General features: G+C 66.5%; 14 protein-coding genes. 5 read left to right on the top strand and 9 right to left on the bottom strand.

What is annotated here, in order from left to right:
- The first annotated feature begins 80 nt into the window (after window positions 1-80).
- The 3 genes from VG561_RS13310 (at window position 81) to mtnC (ending at window position 2071) form a co-directional block, all read left to right on the top strand.
- A complete protein-coding gene (locus VG561_RS13310; RefSeq protein ID WP_134808818.1) occupies window positions 81-722 on the top strand; it encodes a methylthioribulose 1-phosphate dehydratase in 642 nt (213 codons plus the stop codon).
- A gap of 92 nt (window positions 723-814) precedes the next feature.
- The gene (locus VG561_RS13305; RefSeq protein ID WP_005409451.1) at window positions 815-1372 is read left to right on the top strand and encodes a 1,2-dihydroxy-3-keto-5-methylthiopentene dioxygenase; all 558 of its coding nucleotides are present in this window, start codon (window positions 815-817) and stop codon (window positions 1370-1372) included.
- Between the two features lie 3 nt (window positions 1373-1375).
- Window positions 1376-2071 carry an acireductone synthase gene (gene mtnC / locus VG561_RS13300; RefSeq protein ID WP_014646969.1) on the top strand — a complete coding sequence of 232 codons (696 nt, stop codon included), beginning with the start codon at window positions 1376-1378 and terminating at the stop codon, window positions 2069-2071.
- Between the two features lie 81 nt (window positions 2072-2152).
- On the opposite strand, the gene VG561_RS13295 is transcribed toward mtnC, so the two are convergent.
- The 6 genes from VG561_RS13295 to VG561_RS13270 form a co-directional block, all read right to left on the bottom strand.
- Window positions 2153-4771 carry a beta-mannosidase gene (locus VG561_RS13295; RefSeq protein ID WP_423179669.1) on the bottom strand — a complete coding sequence of 873 codons (2619 nt, stop codon included), beginning with the start codon at window positions 4769-4771 and terminating at the stop codon, window positions 2153-2155.
- A gap of 77 nt (window positions 4772-4848) precedes the next feature.
- Window positions 4849-6075, bottom strand: a complete 1227-nt coding sequence (locus VG561_RS13290) for an AGE family epimerase/isomerase (RefSeq protein WP_423179668.1) — start codon at window positions 6073-6075, stop codon at window positions 4849-4851.
- Window positions 6072-7067, bottom strand: coding sequence for a carbohydrate kinase family protein (locus VG561_RS13285; RefSeq protein WP_046430385.1), 996 nt, complete (start codon window positions 7065-7067; stop codon window positions 6072-6074). The genes VG561_RS13290 and VG561_RS13285 overlap by 4 nt, the downstream gene beginning before the upstream one ends.
- A 7-nt stretch (window positions 7068-7074) precedes the next feature.
- Window positions 7075-8388, bottom strand: a complete 1314-nt coding sequence (gene fucP, locus VG561_RS13280) for an L-fucose:H+ symporter permease (RefSeq protein WP_032957977.1) — start codon at window positions 8386-8388, stop codon at window positions 7075-7077.
- Between the two features lie 60 nt (window positions 8389-8448).
- Window positions 8449-9498: a LacI family DNA-binding transcriptional regulator gene (locus VG561_RS13275; protein ID WP_014646964.1), complete on the bottom strand. Its 1050-nt coding sequence runs from the start codon at window positions 9496-9498 to the stop codon at window positions 8449-8451.
- Between the two features lie 96 nt (window positions 9499-9594).
- A complete protein-coding gene (locus tag VG561_RS13270; RefSeq protein WP_423179667.1) occupies window positions 9595-12060 on the bottom strand; it encodes a GH92 family glycosyl hydrolase in 2466 nt (821 codons plus the stop codon).
- Between the two features lie 1154 nt (window positions 12061-13214).
- Here VG561_RS13270 and VG561_RS13265 point away from each other — a divergent pair.
- Together VG561_RS13265 and VG561_RS13260 are read left to right on the top strand one after the other, a co-directional pair.
- Window positions 13215-16289 (top strand): TonB-dependent receptor, encoded by a 3075-nt coding sequence (locus VG561_RS13265; protein ID WP_075076821.1) that lies wholly within the window; start codon window positions 13215-13217, stop codon window positions 16287-16289.
- Window positions 16290-16492: 203 nt separating this feature from the next.
- The gene (locus VG561_RS13260; RefSeq protein ID WP_008267227.1) at window positions 16493-16687 is read left to right on the top strand and encodes a heavy-metal-associated domain-containing protein; all 195 of its coding nucleotides are present in this window, start codon (window positions 16493-16495) and stop codon (window positions 16685-16687) included.
- Between the two features lie 80 nt (window positions 16688-16767).
- Here VG561_RS13260 and cueR read toward each other — a convergent pair whose 3' ends face one another.
- The 3 genes from cueR to VG561_RS13245 form a co-directional block, all read right to left on the bottom strand.
- A complete protein-coding gene (gene cueR / locus VG561_RS13255; RefSeq protein ID WP_005409440.1) occupies window positions 16768-17223 on the bottom strand; it encodes a Cu(I)-responsive transcriptional regulator in 456 nt (151 codons plus the stop codon).
- An 11-nt stretch (window positions 17224-17234) separates the two neighbouring features.
- Window positions 17235-19736, bottom strand: coding sequence for a heavy metal translocating P-type ATPase (locus VG561_RS13250; protein ID WP_164077857.1), 2502 nt, complete (start codon window positions 19734-19736; stop codon window positions 17235-17237).
- Window positions 19737-19886: 150 nt separating this feature from the next.
- Complete coding sequence (locus tag VG561_RS13245) at window positions 19887-22844, bottom strand: TonB-dependent receptor plug domain-containing protein (protein WP_423179666.1); 2958 nt, start codon at window positions 22842-22844, stop codon at window positions 19887-19889.
- Window positions 22845-22956 lie beyond the last annotated feature (112 nt).

The following is a 22956-nucleotide window of genomic DNA, read 5'->3' as shown; positions in this document are numbered from 1 at the left end:
CCCCGCCCCGCCCATGAACCGCTCTACACGACCCGCCACCAGGGGCTCAGCCGTTGGCCGAATCCAGTAAAATCGCCGGCATGAACGCCCCCACCTTCCCGTACGACACCGCGCGCCTGAGCGAACTGGCCCAGCTGCTGATCGACAACGTCCGCGAACTGGCGCACGCCGGCTGGACCCCGGCCACCAGCAGCAATTTCTCCCACCGCCTGGATGACCGCCACGCCGCGATCACCGTGTCCGGCAAGGACAAGGGCCGGCTGATCGAGGACGACATCATGGTGGTGGACTTCGACGGCCTGGCCGTCGGTCGCCCGCTGCGCCCGTCCGCCGAGACCCTGCTGCACACCCAGCTGTACCGCCGCTTCCCGGAAATCGGCTGTGTGCTGCATACGCATTCGCCGGTGCAGACCATCGCTTCGCGCCTGTACGCGCCGCAGGGTCATATCCGCCTGGAAGGCTACGAGCTGCTGAAGGCCTTCGCCGGCAACAGCACCCATGAAATGGCCATCGACGTGCCGGTGTTCGCCAACACCCAGGACATGAACGTGCTCTCGGCGCATGTCGACGACCTGCTCGACCGGCAGAACCTGTGGGGTTACCTGATCGACGGCCACGGCCTGTATGCCTGGGGCCGTGACATGGCCGAGGCGCGCCGCCACCTGGAAGCCTTCGAATTCCTGTTCCACTGCGAGCTCGAGCTGCGCAAGCTGCGCGGCTGAGCCTGCGCGCAGGTGCAGATGCCGATCCGGAATCTGCGCCTCGCCCCCACCCTGCTACCCTGTCTTCCCCCCGAGACGTTCAAGCTGCCGCCATGAGCCGACTGCGCATCTACGACGACACCCGCCCCGAATCGCCGCTGCTGGACACCCAGGACGGCGCGGTCATCGCTGCCGAGCTGCAGAAGATCGGCGTCACCTTCGAGCGCTGGCAGGCCACCGCGCCAGTCGCGCCGGGCGCCAGCCAGGAGGAAGTGTTCGCCGCCTACCGTGCGGACATCGACCGCCTGGTCGCCGAGCGCGGCTTCAAGAGCGTGGACGTGGCCTCGATCGCCCCGGACAACCCGAACCGCGCCGAGCTGCGCAAGAAGTTCCTCGACGAGCACTTCCACAAGGAAGACGAGGTGCGCTTCTTCGTCGCAGGCTCGGGCCTGTTCACCCTGCACGTGGGTGACAAGGTCTATGAGATCGAGTGCGTGAAGGACGACCTGATCGCCGTGCCCGATGGCACCACCCACTGGTTCGACATGGGCGATGAACCGAGCTTCGTGGCGATCCGCTTCTTCACCGAGCCGGACGGCTGGGTGGGTCATTTCACCGGCACCGACATCGCGCAGAAGTTCCCCCGTTACGTACCTACCCAGGCGTCCTGATCCATGCAGCCCCGCGTCATCCTGACCGACATCGAAGGCACCACCAGCAGCATCTCGTTCGTCAAGAACGTGCTGTTCCCCTATGCCCGCAAGGCCTTGCCCGCGTTCGTCGCCGAACATGGCCAGCAGCCGGAGGTCCGCCGCTGGCTGGACGCGGTGGCTACCGAGATCGGCGGCGCCTGCCAGGACAGCCTGGTGGCCGAGACGCTGCAGGGCTGGATTGACCAGGACCGCAAGCACACCGCACTGAAGGCGCTGCAGGGCCTGATCTGGGATGAGGGCTACCGTCGCGGCGACTACACCGCGCACTTCTACCCGGAAGTGGCACCGGTGCTGAAGGGCTGGCATGCCTCCGGCCTGCCGCTGTACGTGTACTCCTCCGGCTCGGTGCCGGCACAGAAGCTGTTCTTCGGCTTCAGCGATGCCGGTGACCTCAGCCCGCTGGTGTCGGGCTGGTTCGATACCGAGATGGGTGGCAAGCGTGAGGCCGACAGCTACCGCCGCATCGTGCAGGCCATTGGCGTGCCGGCCGGCGAGATCCTGTTCCTGTCCGATGTGGTCGAAGAACTGGATGCTGCCCGCGAAGCCGGCCTGCAGACCCGGCTGATCGACCGCCTGGATGACTACCCGATGCCGCGTACCGGCCAGTCCGCCAACGGCCACGAGCGGGTCGAGAATTTCCAGCAGATCCAGCTGTAAGCAAAATGGTAGAGGCCAACCTTGGTTGGCAGGCTCCTGGTGTGCCAACCAAGGTTGGCACCTACCAAAGCGGGATATCCCTCAACGCTCGTTGAGGGTCTTCACCTTCAGCGCCTCGCGCAGGGTAACCAGATCCACCGGGCCGCGCACCGCGATATCGCGGGTTTCGCCCGGCAGCAGATCCAGCAGGTTTTCTTCGACCTGCACGTCCAGCGCGCCGAAGTCGATCCACGCCGCGCGCACGTACGCCGCGCTTTCCAGCCGCAGTCGATAGTGGTCGCCTTCGATGGACAAGGTGGCCTTGAGCTTCTGCCGCGGCAATACCTGGTCCTTGGCTTCGACGAATCCGACCACCTGCCGTGCGCTCACCGCCCCGTTCTGCAGCAGCTCAAACACCGCCACCGTGCGCTTCGGATCGGCACCGGCCAGCAACTCGGCATCGCGAAAATCACCGATCGAGGTGACGCCCGACGCCGCCAGCGTCACCGCATCCTCGCGACGGCGCAGCACCTTCCCTTCCACGTCCATCACCCGCAGCCGCCAACGTGCATCCAGCGCCACACCGTCATTGATCAGGCGTACCCGCGTGCTGCCCTCATCGCGCAGCGCGGCTACCGTGACCGGCGCGAAGAAGCGCCGCGCGGCGAAGTGCAGCGCCTTCCAGCGGCCGAAGTAATCCACGCTGGACCACGAGGCGCCTGGCCAGACATCGTTGAGCTGCCAGTACAGCGAACCCATCGTGTATGGCCGGGAGGCGCGATGATGCAGCGCCGCCAGTGCAATGCCATCGGCCTGCATGACCTGGCTGAGGTAGACGAAGTCCTCGAAGTCCTTCGGCGTGCCATAGCCCTGTTCGATGTAGTGCAGCAGGCGGCTGTTGCCCTCGCCGGCCATGAACTTCTGGTGCGCGCGGATCACCGGGCTGTCGATGCGCTGTTCGGCGCGGGTGGCGATCTGGTCCACCGTCGCCACCGACGGCCACGCCTGCAGCCCGTACTCGGACATGAAGCGCGGCGTCTCACGCAGGTAGGCCTGCACCGGCAGCGCCGGATTGCCCCAGACCTGCCAGTAGTGCTTGTCGCCGCGGGTGGAATCGTTGGCCTTCTCGTCCAGATCGTTGCTGGGCGAACTGGACCAGTACGGTACGCCCAGTCCTTCCTCGCCCACCACCTGGCGCAGGTCGTTGCCGAACAGGTCGACATAGCCCTGCCAGACCTTCGCCGCAAATGCCGGGTCGGCCGCCTTCAGGTCGCGGCCGTGACCCCAGTCCTTCCAGGCGGTTTCTTCCTCGTTGTTGCCACACCACAGCACGATGCTGGGGTGATGGCGCAGCCTGCGCACGTTGTCGCGCGCCTCGGCCACCACGCTGGCACGGAAGGCCGGATCGTAGCCCGGCTGCATGCCGCCGCCGAACATGAAGTCCTGCCAGACCAGCAGGCCCAGTTCGTCGGCGATGTCGAAGAACGCGTCGTCCTCGTAGTAGCCACCGCCCCAATTGCGCAGCATGTTCATGTTGGCGTCGCGCGCGGCGGTCAGCACCTGGCGCAGACGTGCTGCGTCGACGCGTGCGGGGAAGGCATCGAACGGAATGACGTTGGCGCCCTTGGCGAAGATCGGCACGCCGTTGATGACGAAGGCGAAGCCCTGCCCGCCCTTGCCGTCCTCTTCGCGGCGCAGTTCGACCGTGCGCAGGCCGATGCGCTGCTCGCGCACCAGCGTTGCGTCGGCACCGCCATCCAGGCGCGCCTGCACGGTATAGCGATCCTGCGCACCATGGCCGACCGGCCACCACCGCTTCGGTTCCGCCAGTTCAATCGGTAGTTCAACACTGTTCTGCCCGGGCTTCAGCAGTACGGTGCGCTGCTGCTGGGCCACGCTGCGACCCTGCGGATCGAGGACTTCCACATTGACGACCGCAGAACCGGTGGCGCTGCCCTGCTCCACCTGCAGCAGCACCGCCAGCTTCGCCTGCTCCGCGCTCAATGCATCGGTGCGCACGGCAAGACTGGTCAGGCGGTGCGTATCCCAGGCCTGCAGGTCGACCCCGCGCCAGACCCCGGCGGTGACATAACGCGGGCCCCAGTCCCAACCGAAGTGGTAGGCCGGCTTGCGCGCGAAGTTTCCGACCATCGCGTCCTTCGGCTCATCGCCATACGGCGACGGGTAGTTGCCAGCGATCCTGTGTGGCATCGCCTGTACGCCCGGAAGCAGCGTGCGGATCGGTGAGCGGAACACGATCTGCAGTTCATTGCCCCTGGCGCGCAGATGCCCTTCCACGCGCGCGCGCCAGGTCCGGTGCGCGTTGTCCGCGCGCAGCAGCGGCTTGCCGTTGAGGCTTACTTCGGCATAAGTGTCCAGCCCGTCGAAGCGCAGTTCGGCATGGGGCTTGGCCAGCATCGCCGCGTCCACGTCGAAGCGCGCGCGGTACTCCCAGGCCGCCAGGCCGATCCATTGCAGCTCCGCTTCGGGCGCACCCACGTACGGGTCGCGGATCAGCGCATGCGCCAGCAGGTCGGTGTGCACGCTGCCCGGCACCGTTGCCGCACGCCATTGCTGCAGGCCTGGGTGGGCGGCGCCCTGCGCGTCGCCGGGCAGCATGCGGAACTCCCACTGTGCCTGCAGAGGCGCTGCAATTGCCGGGAAGGCCGACGTTGCGACCAGCAGCAGGAGCAGACGGACAACGAGGGAAAGACGATGCACGCGGAGCTCCTGTTTTTCCGCCGGGCGTGGCCCGGCGCTACTGATTCCGATTCATCATGCGTATGGCGACACGCGCCTCAACGCACCACGTTCAACACTTCGTAGCACGCGCCCATGGTGTGGTAATCCACCTTGCCGGCCGGGCTCTTCTCGTCGCTGCACTTGCGGTTGTCGGCATCGAGGATGCGGAACCAGGCGCCGAACTGATGGTCGACGAAGTGCTCCCACGCGTACGCCCAGATGCGCTCGTACCACTGCCAGTAGCGGTCATCACCGGTGCGCTTGGCCATCAGCGCGGCAGTAGCCAGCGTTTCGGCCTGCACCCAGAAGTACTTGTCGTCGTCGCAGACGAAGCTGTCGCCACCGATCGGCGCGCCATCCATGCCCGGCTGCCGGCGCGATTCCGGTGCGAAGCCGTAGTACAGGCCACCTCGCGCTTCGTCCCAGCTGCGCGCCACGGCCACGTCGAACAGGTGCTGCGCGGTCGGCACCAGCCAGTCGGCCTGCACGTGGCGATCAAGGATCAGCAGCAGCTTGGCCCACTCGGTCTGGTGCCCCGGTTGGAAGCCCCACGGGCGGAACAGGTGCTTGGGGTCGTCCAGGTTGTAGTCCCAGTCGATCTCCCAGTTCTCATCGTAGTGCTCCCAGACCAGCCCGCCGGCCTTGGCCGCCTGGCGGCGGGTCATGTTGTCGGCCAGCTGCAGCGCGCGCTCCACATAGCGCTGCTCGCCACTGGCCTCGAACGCGGCCAGCATCGCCTCGCACATGTGCATGTTGGCGTTCTGTCCACGGTAGCCGGTGAAGTTCCACTGGCCATCCGCTTCATCCTTGTAGAGCCCGTGCTGCGGCTCCCAGAAGCGCGCTTCCAGCAGCTGCCAGGTCTCGTCCATCCACGCGCGGGCCTGCTCGATACCTGCCTTCAGCGCGCAGCTGTAGGCCAGCAGCACGAAGGCCACGCCGTAGCAGTGGTTCATGTCGTCCTCGACCTTGCCATCACGCAGGGTCCAGGCATAGCCGCCGGTGGCGGGGTTGCGGTGCACCTCGCGCAGGTAGCGCACGCCGTGCTCGACCGCGTCGCGGTACTCGGCATTGCCGAACTCGCGGTAGGCCATCGCGTAGTTGAAGACGAAACGGGTGCTGCTCACCAGGTGGCGATGGCTGGCATCGTAGATGCTGCCGTCGTCACGGAAGTAGTGGAAGAAGCCACCGTCCGGATCGATGCAGCGCGGATGGTAGAACGCCATGGTATCGGCGATGTGCGCGCGCAGGAACGCGGGCGAACGGAAATCGGGCGAGGTGCTCATGCAGTAATGTCCTGTGCCTGCAGCAGCTGCTGCACTTCATCGAGCGAGGGCATCGCGGCGAACGCGCCCTTGCGGGTAACAGCCAGCGCGCCGACCGCTGCGCCGAAGCGCAGCGTGGCGGTGATCGCCTCCGGGTCCTGGCAGAAGGCGGTAAAACCGGCACCGGCCCCGCCGCGCTCCAGCAGGCCAACCAGCACGCCACCGACGAAGGCATCACCGGCCGCCGTGGTGTCGACCGTGGCCACGCGGAAGCTGGTGACGGTGCCGTGGTTGTCGCGGGTGTACCAGTGCAGCGTGGCTGCACCATCGGTGACGATCACCCAGCGCGCCCGCGCGGCCAGCAGGCGCCGCAGCACCGCCGCCTCGCCATCGGCGCCCAGCGGCGCGGCCAGGTAGTCCAGCTCCTCGCGCGACAGCTTGACCAGGTCGGCGCGTTCCAGCGCCTGCCACAGGCGCGGCGCCGGGTCCTCGTTCGCCGGCCACAGGGCAGGACGCAGGTTGAGGTCCAGGCTGACCACCGCACCAGCAGCGCGGGCACGGTCCATGCCGGCAAAGGTCGCCTCGGCGATGGCCGGCTCGGTCAGGCTGTTGGAACAGACGTGGAAGCATTGCGCGCTGTCGAGGCACGCCGCCTGGAAGTCGCTGTCACGGAACAGCAGGTCAGCCGCCGGCGGGCGGTAGAAACTGAAGCTGCGCTCGCCATTGGCATCCAGGGCCACGAAGGCCAGTGCCGTCTTGGCCGCGTCGGTGCGCACGATGTAATCGGTACCCACGCCGTGCTCGACCAGGCTGTCGGCCAGGAAGTCGCCGAACATGTCACGGCCCAGCATGCCGACGAACTGGGTCTTCGCACCCAGCCGCGCAGCCGCCACCGCGACGTTGGCCGGCGCCCCACCGGCGTACTGCAGGAACGCACGCGGGGTGTCGGCCGAGGCCGGCGGCTGTGCTAGTAGATCGATCAAAATTTCGCCGAAGCAAACGATGGCACCCATTCCGGACTCAGCCTCCCTGCGTTGCGGAGGCCGGCGTACGCGCACCGACCAGTCCGTAGAAAATGATGTAGCCGTAGCACAGCAGCGGCAGGATGAAGCTGGCCTGCACGCCGATGTGGTCGGCCAGCACGCCCTGCAGGTACGGCACCACGGCACCGCCGACGATGGCCATGATCAGCAGGCTGGACCCCTTGTTGGTCAGCGGGCCGAGGCGCTCGATGCTCAGCGCGAAGATGGTCGGGAACATGATCGAGTTGAACAGGCCGATGGCCACCACCGAGTACAGCGCGACGTTGCCGGAGCTCAGCATGGTGGTGACCAGCAGCGCCACGTTGACCAGCGCGAAGATCGCCAGCAGACGGCTGGGCGAGAAGCGCGCCAGCAGCGCCGAACCGGCGAAGCGGCCGATCATCGCCATCGTCCAGTAGGCAGACACGTAATGCGTGGCCTGCTGCTCGCTGAAGCCACCGATGTTCGGCATCGACAGGTAGTTGACCAGGAAGCTGCCAATCGACACTTCAGCACCGACGTAGAAGAAGATGCCCAGCACGCCCAGCAGCAGGTGGCGCTTGCGCAGCGCATCCAGGTAGCTGTGGTGGTGGCCCTGGTCGGCCTGCTCGGTGGCGTCGCTCAGCGCCGGCAGGCGGAACAGGAATACGAACAGCGCCAGCAGCACCAGCGCCACCGCCAGGCCCACGTACGGACCCTGCACAGCCTGCGCCTCGGCGGCACGGTAGGCCAGCTGCTCGGCGGCCGGCAGCGCCGCGATGTCGTCAGCGCTCTTGACCGTGTTGGACAGGATCAGCATGCCGCCGAAGATCGGGGCGATGGCCGTGCCCAGCGAGTTCAGCGCCTGCGCCAGGGTCAGGCGGCTGGAGCTGGTCTGTTCCGGGCCCAGCAGCGCGACGTAGGGGTTGGCGGCCACCTGCAGCACGGTAATGCCGGTGGCCAGCACGAACAGTGCGCCGAGGAAGGCGCCATAGACGCGCAGTTCGGCCGCCGGCCAGAAGCCCAGCGCGCCGATGCCGGCGATCACCAGGCCGGCGACGATGCCCTTCTTGTAGCCCAGCGCCGCCACCAGCCGCCCCGCCGGCAGCGACATCAGGAAATAGGTGCCGAAGAAGGTGAACTGCACCAGCATCGCCTTGGCGTAGTTCAGCTCGAACACCGCCTTCAGGTGCGGGATCAGGATGTCATTGAGGCAGGTCAGGAAGCCCCACATGAAGAAGATCGTGGTGACGACAGCCAACGCCTTGCCGTTGGTGACGGCGGGTGCGTTGCCCGAGGAACCCGATGGACGGGGCGTTGCGGAGATCGGCATGCGGTACGCGCCTCGATGCGCGGAAGGTCGTTGTTGCGTGGAAGGGGTGTATGAAAGGAATCAGTTCGGTCGCGCAGCACTGCTTTCGCGGATGCGCAGCTGCACCGGCGCGACCGTGCGCCGTGGCGGCGCATCCGGTTCGTCCAGCCGTTGCAGCAGCAGCGCGGCCGCTTGCCGGCCACGCTCGCGCGGGTCGGCAGTGAGCGTGGTCAACGGTGGCACCGCCACCGCAGCCTCGGAAATGTCATCGAAACCAGTAACGGCAAAGTCGCCACCGGGACGGATGCCACGCGAGTTCAAGCCCAGCATCAGGCCCAGCGCGACGGTGTCGTTGTAGCAGACCGCCGCACTCGGACGATGGCCATCGGCAAACAGTTCATCGGTGCGCGCTGCTGCTTCCAGGCGGTTCGGCGCCGACTCGATCATCCAACCCGGCGGCAGCGACAGCCCGGCCTCGGCCAGCGCCTGCTGGAAACCGGCGCGGCGCTGGTGGCAGGAACTGGATGCGGCGTGGCCGCCGAAGAAGGCGATCTGGCGATGGCCGCGCTCGATCAGGTGGCGCGTGGCCAGATAGGCGCCGTGCTGGTTGTCCAGGGTCAGGAAGTCCCAGTCAGCCCCGGCCAGTTCGCGGTTGAACAGCAGCACGTTGGCATTGGCGCCCAGCGCCTGCCGCAACTGCGCGGTGTCGCTGCCCTCGGCAGGCGACAGGATCAGGCCGGCCGGGGTGTGCTCCATCAGCGTGGACAGCACGGCCTGCTGGCGCTCTGGCGATTCCCCGGTGCTGCCCAGCAACGTCACGTAACCGCGCCCGCCCAGCGCCTCGTCCACGCCTGACGCGAATTCGGCGAAGAACGGGTTGGACAGGTCGTTGATCACCAGCGCGATGCTCGACGAGGTGCGCCGGCGCAGGTTGGCCGCCGCGCGGTTGTAGACATAGCGCTGGCGGCGCAGCTCGGCCTCGACCTTGGCGCGGGTATCGACATTGACCAGCGGGCTGCCGCGCAGCACCAGCGACACGGTTGCCCGTGACACGCCGATCGCACGCGCGATGTCGGTCACCGTCACCGCCTTACCGGCGCGCTTGCTGGGACTGCTGCCGTTGTCGTTCATCGTCTTCCCGGACTCCGCTGGAAGCTCAAGCCTAATGGATCAGGGCCGTGTCGTGCCGTGCCGTTCGCTGGGTCACCGCGAACGGCACAGTCCGGCTCAGCGCAGCTGGCTGCCCGGTGCCGCGCACCAGGATACCGGCAGATCCTTCACCGCCGTGCCCCAGCCCTGCTCCGGCACCTTCGCATCCAGCGCAAAGCGCACGCGCGGGCCCTGCTGCAGGCGGTTCCAGTCCAGCCACACCGGTGCATGCGCCTGGCCATCGACCTGCACGCCCTGCACATACTGCAGGCGGCGGCCATCGGCGCCCGGCGCGTCGATGCGCAGGGTGCGGCCATTGCCCATGTCCACTTCCACCTTGCTGAAGCGCGGGGTGTGCAGCAGGAACTGGCCGCTGCCCGGCACCGCCGGGTACACGCCGATGGCACTGAACAGGTACCAGGCCGACATCGTGCCGAGGTCATCGTTGCCGGTCACACCGTTGGGGGCATTGGTGAACAGCTGCTGCGCCGCACGCACCACGGCCGCGGTCTTCCACGGCTGGCCGATCAGCGTGTACAGCCACGGCGAGTGCAGGTCCGGCTCGTTGTTCGGGTTGTAGCGGAACTGGTTGTAGTAGCTGTACGGCCCGACCACCCACGCCTTGCGGGCGGCATTGAGCGGATCGGCCTGCAGCGCGTCCATCGCGAAGAACGCATCGAGGCGGCGGCCCGCCTGCTCGCGGCCGTCCATCGCTTCGACCAGGCCCGGCACGTCCTGCTGCGCCAGCCACTGGTACTGCCACGCCGTGCCCTCGTGGAAACCGTGGTGCGAACGCGGGCTGTAATGGCCGTCGGACGGGGTGTACCACTGGCCGTCCTCGGTACGCGGGCGCGGGAACCCGGTGAAGCCGGTCTCGGCGTCGCGCACCTGCGGGTCCCACACCTTGCGCCAGTTGCGGCCGCGCTCGCGCAGCGTCGCCGCATCCTGGGCATGGCCGAGGCCGTCGGCCATCTGCGAGAGCGCGCAGTCGGCCAGCGCGTACTCCAGCGTGGCCGAACCACCGTGGTGCGGATCGACGTCCATGCCCTTGGACGGGAATGCACGGTCATAGGCCACGTAGCCCTTGTGCAGGTAAGTCGGGTTGCCGGAGCGGCCGGCCATGCGCGAGTTCAGCGGCGGCGTGCCGAAGGCATTGCGGCGCAGCGCATCCCACGCCTGCGATTCACGGCCCTTGAGTGCACCGAACCGCCACAGGTCGACCATGAACGGGGTGACCGGATCGCCGGTCATGATGTTGGTTTCGAAGTTGGCATAGCCCCAGCGCGGCAGCCAACCGCCCTGCTCATCGATCGCCAGCAGGGTGCGGCCGATGTCGCGCGCCACGTCCGGGCGGGTCAGTGCCAGCCACTGGTTCTGCGCGCGGTAGGTATCCCACAGCGAGAAGTACTCGTAATAGGTCCAGCCTTCGGCACGGTGGATGCCATCGTCATAGCCGCGGTAGCGGCCATCGGCATCGTTGCCGGTCATCGGCTGCAGCAGCGCGTGGTAGACCGCGCTGTAGAACACGGTGCGGTCATCGGCGGTGCCGCCCTGCACGCGTACACGGCCAAGCTGCTCACGCCAGGCCTGCTGCGACAGCGCGCGCATGCGGTCGAAACCGAGCAGCGACCCACCCTGCATGCCCTCGGCACGCAGGTTGGTGCGCGCGCCTTCGGCATCCACGTGCGAGATCGCGCTGACCGCCGTCACCGACTGGCCCTTGGCCAGGTCGAAGCTGAGCCAGGCACCGTTCGGCTTCTGCTCGCCTTCCATGCTGTGGCGCGCGCCCGGCAGGCCGCCGCCCTCACCCCAGGTGCCATGCGCCTTGAACGGACGGTCGAACTCGATGCGGAACCAGGTGGTGTACTGATGGCCGCCGCAGAAACTCTTGGTGACCAGCTTGCCCTCGACCACGCGGTCGCCGACCACATCGACCACGCTGCCGATCACCGAATGGCGCTCGTTGGCCTGGCCGACATTGACCAGCACGTGGCCATCGCCACTGCGCTGGCTGAAGGTGTAGCGCTCGGCCGCAGCACGGGTACGCGCGGTCGCCTCGGCATCGATGCCGCCGTAGCTGGTCAGCCGCACCTTGTAGTAGCCGGCCTGGCCGACCTCGCCATCGTGGGTGTAGGACGCGGCGTAGGCCTTGTGGTCGAACTGCCTGGCGTTGCCGGTATCGAAATCGCCGCCCGGACCGATCGAGCCCGTGACCGGCAGCACCGACACCTGGCCGCCCTGTTCCCAGCAGCCGGCACCGGAGATGAAGGAGTGGCCGAAGCCACGGATCTTCTCGTCGTCATAGCGCCAACCCGAATAGTGGCTGCCGATCGGGCTGACCTGGATCAGGCCGAACGGCGCCGACGCGCCCGGGAACGTGTTGCCGTCGTCCTTGCTGCCGATGAAGGTATTGACCTCGCGCTCCAGCGCTGCCGGCGCGGCCTGCAGCAGCATCGGCGCCGCCGACAGCGCAATCAGGCAGGCCAGGCGCGCCAGCGGGCGCGAGGATGATGGGACGGCGGGAGCGGACGGCACTGGACGCATGTCGGGTTCCTGTAGTCGATGACGCAGAGACAGACGGCCCGGGCCTTCCGGCACCGTTCCGCTGAGCTCTGCCTGGACCGGCAGAAGGCTCCCCCTGGAATGACGCCCGACCCACGTGACCGTGGATTTAGATCGATTCAAGTAGAGCATGCAGGTTCAGCCGAATGCATTCTGCGGCGCAGCATGAGGGGGGTAGTCGGCAGGGCTGCGCCCTGCACCTGCGGTAGTGCCGGCCGCTGGCCGGCAACCTCAGAAGCAACAGCCGAAGCAACAGCAAAAGCCGGCGATCCGTGGAATGGCGGGGTGGGTCCGGTTGCGAGGGACGCCGTAAACCCATCCCTGGGAGCTTGGCCGCGACATCCATGCCGCGGACACCCCCGCAACCGGACCCACCCCGCCTTCGACAGATTTCCGCGATCTGTGGATGGATCCACGCCATGCGTGGATGAATCTCTGTCAGATATCGAAATCAATCCGGGGTCAGATCCGTTTTCCTTTGGAAAACGGATCTGACCCCAGGACCCCATGTCGTTCCAGGATCAGTCCAACCGTCACCGGGAAACTGTCAAAGGTGGGGCGGTGTGGGCTGGCAGGACCGTTGGCGCCATGGATGGCGCCATCGAGCCCCCATGGGTGAGGGCGCCTTGCTTGCGAAGCACTGCTTCGCAAGCGCCCGAACGCACAGCCGCCAGCGGCTGGGCCGGCCCCCGGAGGGGGGTTTACGGCGTGTCCTGCCAGTCCACACCGCACCGCCAAACCCAGACAACCCAGAGCCGCTTTGGCTTTGGCTCTTGCCGGCCAGCGGCCGGCACTACCCGCAGGTGCAGGGCGCAGCCCTGCCGCCCCCCTCCCTGCGCACGAAAACGATTTCACTGATTTCAGCAAACCGTCATCCCTACGCCACGCCAGTACCATATTGCGGAGCAGCATGCGCCCAAGGGCGACCCATGCTAAAAATCGCCCGCCCATCGCTTAGATCGATCCAAGACGACGCTGCGATGGCCGGGAGTTGGGGGAGCAGCAACAGGACGTACACCAGGCCACGCGTGCGGTGCTACTGCCACTGCATGGCGACAGCGACAAATTCACTTCAAATTAGATCGATTCAAGTTGTCCGTGCCACGTCACCGGATCAATCCAGGAGAGAGGGAGAGATGGGAATGAAGCATTCAACACGTACGCACGGCCAGGACGCATTGTCGCTGGCCATCGCGCTGGCCCTGGCTGCCGCCGTCATTCCGGCAGGCGCCGCCGCGCAGCAGGCCACGACCACCAGCTCGCAGGACGCCACGACTCTGGACAGCGTCCAGGTCACCGGCTACCGCTATGCCATTGAAAAGAGCCTTGAGCAGAAGCGCGATGCCAACGCCGTGGTCGAAGTGATCACCGCCGAAGACGTCGGCAAGTTCCCCGACAAGAACGTGGCCGACGCACTGCAGCGCGTGCCCGGCGTGGTCATCACCCGCAGCGGTGGCGAAGGCAAGAGCGTCAGCGTGCGCGGCCTTGCACCGGACCTGACCCTGACCCAGTTGAACGGCAACTTCGTCGCCTCCTCGGAAACCAACAACGAAGCCACCCGTTCCTTCAACTACACCCTGCTGCCGTCGAACATGCTGTCCAGCGCCGAGCTGTTCAAGTCGCCGGAAGCACGCATCGACGAAGGCGGCATCGGCGGCACGGTCATCCTGCATACCCGCCGTCCGCTCGACATGGAATCCAACTCCGGCTACGTGAACCTGGAGGGCACCACCTCCGACACCAGCCACGACGTCGATCCGCAGGTGTCGGCGCTGTATTCCTGGCACAGCAAGGACGAGCGCTTCGGCGTGCTGGTCGGCGTGACCCAGCAGAAACGCACTACCCGCACCATGGAGGCCAGCACCGAGGACTACCAGTGGTACGGCAACGGCACCACCGCCCGCGATGCCAACGGCAACCTGCTGGAGCAGGATGGCATCCACTACTGGTGGGGCGAGTCCGGTTTCAACAACCAGACCGGCAAGAACTACAGTGAGTTCTTCATGCCGACCTCGGTGAACTTCGCGGTGAAGGAAGAGAAGCGCGAACGCAAGGGCGGGCAGCTGACCTTCCAGTTCAAGCCGGTCGACAACGTCACGATGACGGCCAACTACTTCCGCTTCGAGCTGCAGGGTGACTACACCCAGAACATGCTGAAGGTGCCGGAGTGGAACCTGGCCCGCTACAACCAGGACGGCAACTGGGCCGGCGGCCGCCTGCTCAATGGCCTGGACTTCGATCCGAGCGGCAGCATCGTCACCGGCGCGCAGTACCAGAAGCTGGCCGGTAAGACCTACTACTGCAGCGAGGATGAAGCGGCTGCCGCCGGCCTCAAGCCCGGTGGCTGGGGCCCGGACGACTGCACCATCCCCACCCCGCAGCTCACCGGCGGCTACAGCAAGGAAAAGGCACTGTCGCAGACCGCGGACCTGACCATTGACTGGGACATCAGCCCCCTCTGGAAAGCCTCGTTCACCGGCGGCCGCACCTGGTCCGAAGGTGGTCCGTCGATGAACTTCCGCATGTCGGCCAAGCCGCGCCGCAAGGTGGGCAACCAGTGGCAGTCCGGCAACCAGTACACCGCGTGGGACCTCACCGGCACGCCGTCGGTGCAGTTCTCTCCCGACCTGCAGCAGCAGCTGATGGCCGGCGTCGCCGAAGTCGATACCGGTTCCACCGACTCGTCGTGGATGCAGACCGAAGTCAAGCAGAACTACTTCCAGGCAGACGTCACCAAGCTGTTCGAGGCCGGCTGGCTGGACTCGATCCAGTTCGGTGCCAAGTACCGCGACGGCAAGGTCCACCGCAACACCGGCAACACCTACTGGGTGTGCCCGGGCCTGGACCCGTCCGACTATGACAACAACCGTTACCAGGCCGGTTGCGATCCGACCGCTGGCAACGCGCAGCCGGGCTTCTTCCTGTCCAACCCGATCAGCAACATCACCGGCGCCTTCAACGCCAATGTGTTCCCGGGCATCAACTACCCGGCCTACATCGATTACCTGAACAAGACCTACGGCGGCTCGCACAACCGCACCGAGGAAGACTTCGTCTACGACGTCAACGAGAAGATCTACTCCGGCTACTTCCAGGCCAACTTCCGCACCGAGCGCGTGCGCGGCAACGTCGGCGTGCGCGTGGTGCGCACCAAGCAGTTCGCCCAGTCCAGCGACTCGGTCGAGCGCTTCAACGACTACTTCGTCGACAACGCCAGCGGCGCGCCGATGAGCTGCGATGATCCGGCCGCCGATCCGAACCTGCGCTGCCAGGGTGGCTTCGTCCGCCTGCCCGACGCCCAGGTGCGCGACAAGGTGTACGCCCTGTCGTCGCTGGAGAAGACCTATACCGACGTGCTGCCGAGCTTCAACATTGCCTGGGACATCACCGACAACCTGGTGCTGCGCGGTGCGGCGTCGAAGGTGGTCGCGCGCCCGAGCTACACCAGCATCGCCTATCCCGGTGGCCTGCGTTACATCAGCGAGGAGTACGCCAACGATCGCCGTGTCACCGGCGGCACCGACACGCCCGGCTGGTACGGCTCGGGCAGCAACAAGGCGCTGGAGCCGTTCAAGGCGGTCCAGTTCGACCTGGGCCTGGAGTGGTACTTCCAGCCGGGCGCGGTCGCAGGTGTTTCGCTGTTCCGCAAGAACGTGGACAACTTCACCGTGCCGGTGGTGCGCGACCAGCAGATGAACGTCGGCGGGCAGTCGGTCACCGTGCAGAAGTACGAGACCCAGGCCAACGGCCGCGATGGCGTTTCGCAGGGCGTGGAGCTGTATGGCCAGTACACCTTCGACTTCGGTCTGGGCGTGCAGGCCAACTACACCTACAACGACACCAACCTGGCCTCGATCGTGCTGGACGGCGAGGAAATCGGCTCATCGCCGCTGGTCGGCAGCGCCAAGAACCAGGCCAACGTCACCGTGTTCTACGAGAACGACAAGTTCCTGGCGCGTGCCTCGTACAACCGTCGCGGTGAAGTGGTCGGCGGGCTGAACAATGGCATGACCACCTACACCAAGCCGTACAGCCAGCTTGACCTGAACGTGGCCTACAACCTGACCCCGGACTGGACGGTGACGGCTGCCGTGCTGAACGCCACCAAGTCCGAGCTGCGCAGCTACATCGGCAACGACAGCCAGGCCCGCCTGCTGTCCAACCTGTACGCCGGTCGCCAGTTGTACTTCGGCGTGAACTGGAAGTTCTAAGCCCGCACCGGGTTGGCCGGGCACGTCCCGGCGCAACCCATGCCCTGCCCTGGCGGGGACGTTCCTCCACGGCAGCCGCGCTGGTACAGGTGGCTGCCGTTTTTTTTGTCCGCGCCTTGTTCGTCGTTCAGCCCGACGCTTGACCCTGCCATCGTTGGAAGGTGCACACTGGTCGCATCCCAAGAGCAGCGAAGGAGCTACAGATGGAATTCCATGTCGACGGCATGACCTGCGGCGGCTGTGCGCGCAGCGTGACCCGTGCGATCCAGCAGATCGATCCGAACGCCAGCGTGGTGGCCGATCCGCCGACCGGGCTGGTCAAGGTGCAGACCACCGCGTCGCAGGAACAGGTGTTCGCCGCGGTGAACGATGCCGGCTTCCCGCCTCGCACTGCCTGATTCCCTGCCCCCGTCTCACACAGAAAAGCCCGCCCGGTGCTGCTGCACCCGGCGGGCTTTTTCATGCATGCGATATCGAGTCAATGCTTGTGCGTACGCCGCCGCACCGCACCGGTCTTCGCGGTATCGACCGGCACCGGCGTCTGATCATCCTCACCCAGCCGCTGCAGGATCGGGCACTCCGGTCGCTCGTCGCCCGCGCAGCAGCTGATCAGCGATTTCAGCGTGTCGGCCATCTGCCGCATGTGCTCGATGCGTTGCTCCAGGTCGGCAATGTGCTGTTCGGCCAGGTGCTTGACGTCGGCGCTGTGGCGCGAGGTGTCGTTCCACAGGCCCAGCAGATCGGTGATCTCGGCCACCTGGAAGCCGAGATCGCGCGCGCGGCGGATGAAGCGCAGGCGGTGGATGTCCGCCTGCGAGTACGCCCGGTAGCCCGACTCGGTGCGATCAGCCGCAGGAATCAGGCCGATCTGTTCGTAGTAGCGGATCATTTTCGCCGACACGCTGGAGGCCTTGGCGGCTTCACCGATATTCATGCGGTTCTCCCTCAATGGATCGCGGCGGGGGCGTCCGCCATCGGCGGCTGGAAGCGGCGCAGGCGCAGCGCGTTGCCCAGCACGAACACGCTGGACAGTGCCATCGCACCGGCCGCGAACACCGGCGAGAGCAGCACGCCCCAGGTCGGATACAGCACGCCGGCCGCCACCGGAATCAATGCGGTGTTGTAAGCGAAGGCCCAGAACAGGTTCTGGCGGATGTTGCCCAGCGTCGCCTTCGATAGTGCAATGGCATTCGGCACGCCCTGCAGGTTGCCCGACATCAGCACGACATCGGCCGACTCGACCGCGATATCGGTGCCGGTGCCGATGGCCAGGCCGACATCGGCCTCGGCCAGCGCCGGCGCATCGTTGATACCGTCGCCGACGAAGGCGACATGGCCATGTGTGGCCTTCAAGCGGCGCACCGCCTCGACCTTGCCTTCCGGCAGCACCTCGGCCACCACGTCGTCGATGCCGAGCTGGCGCGCGATCGCCTGCGCGGTACCAGCGTTGTCACCGGTGATCATCGCCACCTTAAGGCCAAGCTGATGCAGTGCCGCGATTGCGGCCGGCGTGCTCGGCTTGATCGGATCGGATACCGCGATGATTGCGGCCAGGCGACCGTCGATGGCGGCATACAGCGGCGACTTGCCCTGGATGCCCAGCTCTGCCGCCAGCGTCGCAAACACAGTGATGTCCACGCCCAGGTCGCGCATGAAGCGATCGGCACCGACCTCCACGCGTGCACCCTCGACACTGGCCCGCACGCCCATGCCGGTGACCGATTCGAAGTCGACCATGCCCGGCAACGCGATGCCCTGGCCGGTCGCGGCATCAACAATCGCGCGGGCGATGGGATGCTCCGAGCGCGACTCCGTTGCGGCAACTGCCGCCAGCACCGTGTTGTGATCGAAGCCGGCAGCAATCTCCAGATCGGTCAGGCGCGGGCGCCCTTCGGTCAGCGTGCCGGTCTTGTCCACCGCCACCACCTGTGCATCCTTCAACAACTGGAGCGCTTCACCCTTGCGGAACAGCACACCCATCTCGGCGCCACGGCCGGTACCGACCATGATCGAGGTCGGCGTGGCCAGTCCCATCGCGCATGGGCAGGCAATGATCAGCACCGCCACCGCATTGACCAGCGCGAAGCTCAGCGCTGGCGAGGGCCCGAAGATCAGCCAGACTGCGAAGGTCGCCAGCGCGGCCAGCATCACCGCCGGCACGAACCACAGGGTGACCTTGTCGACCACCGCCTGGATCGGCAGCTTCGAGCCCTGCGCCTGTTCGACCATGCGGATGATCTGCGCCAGCATGGTCTGCGCGCCCACCGCCGTGGCACGTACCGTCAGTGCGCCCTTCTGGTTGACCGTACCGCCCACCACGCTGCTGCCCGGCTGCTTCTCGACCGGGATCGGCTCGCCGCTGATCATCGACTCGTCGATGTAGCTGCGGCCCTCGACCACCTCGCCGTCGACCGGCACGCGCTCGCCCGGGCGCACTTCCACCACGTCGCCGCTCAGCACTTCATTGACCGGGACATCCACCGTCCGGCCGTCACGGACCACGTGGGCAACCTTCGCCTGCAGATTGACCAGTCGCTTGATCGCCTCGGAGGTGCGGCCCTTGGCCCGGGCCTCAAGGAAGCGGCCGAGCAGGATCAGCGCAACGATCACCGCCGCTGCTTCGTAGTAGACGTTCACCGTGCCCGCCGGCAACAGCGTCGGCAGGAACGTGGCCACCACCGAGTAGCCAAACGCTGCGGCAGTGCCCACAGCCACCAGCGAATTCATGTCCGGCGCCAGCCGCAGCAGCGCGGGGATGCCCTTCTGGTAGAAGCGGCGGCCCGGGATGGCGAGCACCAGCGCGGTCAGCACGAACTGCAGGTACCAGCTGGCCTGCATGCCGATGGTGGACATCACCCATTCGTGCATGCCGGGGATCAGGTGCGCCCCCATCTCCAGCACGAACACCGGCAGCGCCAGCGCGGACGCCACGATCAGGTCGCGCTTCAGTTCGGCGCGCTCGGCATCCTTCTTTTCCGCGGCCTCGTCATCGGACTGCACGCCGGCTTCAATCACGCGTGCGTCATAGCCGGCCTTGTCGATCGCGGCGACCAGCGCTGCAACTTCCGCCACGCCACGCACCGTGGCGCGCTCCGTGGCCAGGTTCACGCTGGCCTGGCTGACGCCGGGCACGGCCAACAGCGCACGTTCGACTCGGCCCACGCAGGACGCACAGGTCATGCCCTCGACCGACAGCTCGGTGGTGGCAGCGGGCACGTCGTAGCCCACCCGCTCCACCGCCTGGATCAACGCGGCCCGATCGACCGGACCGGACGGGCGGATATCCGCGCGCTCGGTGGCCAGATTGACCGAAACACTGCCCACGCCTTCGACCCTGGACAGCGCCGCCTCGACCCGGCCGACACAGCTGGCACAGGTCATGCCCTCGATGGGCAGGCTGATGGTGGCAGGGCTTGCGGGGGCTGCAGTGGCGCGGGGCGTGCTCATGATCGGATTCCCGGGGCTCCTTCTGGATGCGGACAGGCTAAACCTTGCCATCGTGGGAAGGTCAAATCCAGCCTGTCCGCAGTTCCTGAATGGGCACCCGGGTGTCCATATCCACGCATGGCGTGGACCTACCGGCGGAGGCAGGTCACCTCAGAAGGTGAACACATACTCCAACGCGAACTCGCGGCCGACCGCGCCCAGCAGGCGGGTCGGAGCGAAGTCGTAATCCAGCTTGTACGGGTCCTTGTGGTTCCAGCTGGCGGCGTTGAAGGCGTTGTTGACGTACACGTTTACCTTCGCGTGTTCGGTCAGCTGGTAGCCCACGTTGAAGTTCCAGGTGATGAACGGCCCCACTCGACCGTAGTACCGCGCCGTCTGCTGCCTGGCGTTGGGGTTCGGGTTCACCGAACCATCCGGCAGCCGTGCCGGCTCCAGGCAGTTCAGCGACGGGCTGTCACTGGGCACGTAGCCATCGGCGAACGGCAGGCAGCCACCAGGGTTGTCCAGGCGGTCGGTACCCCAGTGGTAGCGCACGCCCGGCACCGAACCGATGCGGTCGGCATAGACATTGGCGTTCCAGTTGCCGCGCTGCCAGGCCAGGCTCGCGCGCAGCTTGGTGCGCAGGTCACGATCGCGGCGTTCCGGATTCGGGTCGGCGGCGTAGCGTTGCTCCTTGGTCGAGATCTGGTTGGTGTAGTTCACACCCAGCTGGAAGCTGCCCCACCGCGCGGTTTCCAGGCGATAGCGCGCGGTCAGGTCGATGCCGCGCACCTCGCGGCTGGCCAGGTTGAACGGGCCGCGCTCGATCGATACCAGGCGACCGTTGCTGTCACGGTTCACGCGGGCCAGGATGCCGGCGCAGTACTCGCCACCGGCCGGGTTGGCCCATGGCGTACCGTCCATGTTCTTGCCGGTCAGGCAGCCGGCCTCGCTGGCCAGCACCTCATCGGCGCCGACGTCGACGATCATGTCTTCCAGCTTGATCGCCCAGTAGTCGGCACTGACCGACAGGTTCGGCAGCACGTCCCAGACGAAGCCGACCGTCCACGAATCACCGGTCTCCGAGCGCAGCAGCGGCGTCCCACGCCGGTTCACGTCGAACGTGTACCAGACGTCGGTGTTGCCCACGCCACAGTTGTTGACCAGGTACGCGCCGCTCTGGATGCAGCGCAGGCGGTCATAGGTCTGCACTTCCGAACTGCTCGGCTGGCCCAGCAGGTAATGCATGTCCGGCGCATGGAAGCTGGTGGCGTACGAGCCACGCACCAGCAGCGATTCGACCGGGCGCCATTCCAGGCCGACGTTCCAGGTGGTTTCCTTCTGGCTGCCGATGTCCAGCGCTTCGCTGCTGTCGTCGGCCTTGTAGTTGCCATAGCGGTCGTAGCGCGCGGCCGCAGTGGCGGTCACGCTGTCCAGCAGCGGGATCTTGAACTCGACGCCGGCCGAGTAGCGGGTACGCTCGCCGCCGCCGCGATCGACATTCTGCAGGTCGAAGTCGATGCCAGCGCGCGGGTCCGGACTGAGGTGATAGCCCTGCTGCGCGACTTCAGCCACCGCCGCAAACGAAATCGGGCCGGCCCAGCCCTGGAACAGCTCGCCGGTGATATCCGCCGACGCCTGGTTGACCCATGACGCCGCGCGGTTCTTCGCCACGGTCCCCATCTGCCAGTACTGGTCCGGCGTCAGCGGGTTCCACCAGCGCGATTCGTTCAACGCATAGATCGCCTCGCCATCGGCGGTGGTGCCCAGGCGCGGGCCAAGGAAGTAGTCATACGACTTCTGCTTGTCGACCACGTTCTGCCGTTCTTCCACGCGGTAATAGGAACGCCCCACCGTGGCACTCCAGTCAAAACGGTCGGCCAGGCGCCCGCGCAGGCCCGCGCTCCAGTCCCAGGACAGTTCGCGGTTGGTGTTGCGCAGCGTATCCAGGCCCCCGACTTCGTTCGGGGTGAACTGGCGCACGCCCAGGATCGGCCGGTTGCGGTTGGCATCCCAGTAATAGCCGTTGTCATCGTCGATCAGCGACACGCCGGGCGGATTGGTGCCCCAGATCGCTTCGGAGCGATACACCGCCAGGTTGGTCCAGGCCTGCAGGTCATTGCTGAAATCGAAGGTGGCGTACAGGTTTCCGGACACGTTCTCGGCGCCGCCGGTAAGCAGCCAGTTGGCGTAGTCGGCGCTCATGCCGCACAGGCGGCCGGTGTTGGTGATGCGGTTGGCGGCGTAGTTGTAGACCAATCGATCGGCGGTGTAGTACTCGCCGTCGAATTTTTCGCAGGTGCCGGTGGGCGGCGCCAGGCGCTGGCCCGTGGTCGGATCGATCAGCGCCAGACCGGCGGTGGGACGGAAGCCGACCTTGCGTTGTTCCATGTTCCAGGACGGGTACGGCGCATCGTCGGCATCGTCCATCTGCGGGCGATCACGCCCGAACAGCGGGTCGCGCTTGGTGTACTGCAGCGCGTAGGTCACGCTCCAGTTGTCGCCGGTCTTGCCACCGGCCCAGGACAGATCCCAGGTATCACGTCCGCCTTCGCTGGAAGTGCCGCCGCGCACGCGCACTTCGTCGCCGTCGTAGTTGGTTTTGAGGATGACGTTGACCACGCCGGCGATCGCATCCGAACCGTAGATGGCCGAGGCGCCACCGGTCAGCACTTCAATGCGCTCCACCGCCGCGGCCGGAATGTTGCCGTAGTTGGAGAAGTTGGTTTCGCCACCGTAGGGCAGCGGGTAATCCGCTACACGACGGCCATTGACCAGCAGCAGCGAGCGGTTCGGGCCCATCCCGCGCAGGTTCAGGCCGCTGGCATTGGGCGTATGCGAGCCCCATTGCGATGCGGCTTCAACGGTGCCTGTGGCCTCGGTGAGGGTCTTCAGCGCGTCGTACACGCTGACAAAGCCTTCCTTCTGGATCTGCGCGGCGGTGATCACGTTGACCGGCGCCGGGCCCTCGACGCTGGCGCGCTTGATGCGCGAGCCGGTGACGGTGACCGCGTCCAGATCCTTGGTGGACGAACTGGCAGCTTCCTGCGCGCTGGCCACCAGCGGCAACAGGGCCAGGATCAGGGCCTGGGACAGCAGGTGGCGACGCTTGTGGACGATCTGAGCCATGGGTGGTTGCTCTTCGAAGATGTGGACGCACGGGCGGACGGTGGCGCGGCACTACGACGGATCCAGGCGCTTGGATCGGTTCACGACCGATATGGCACCTCCCCTGTGGATC

This window comes from Stenotrophomonas sp. CASM110, assembly GCF_049384345.1.
Taxonomy (GTDB): Bacteria; Pseudomonadota; Gammaproteobacteria; order Xanthomonadales; family Xanthomonadaceae; genus Stenotrophomonas; species Stenotrophomonas muris.
Note: the sequence above shows the minus strand (reverse complement) of the source record. Positions and strands in the feature narration are given on the sequence as shown.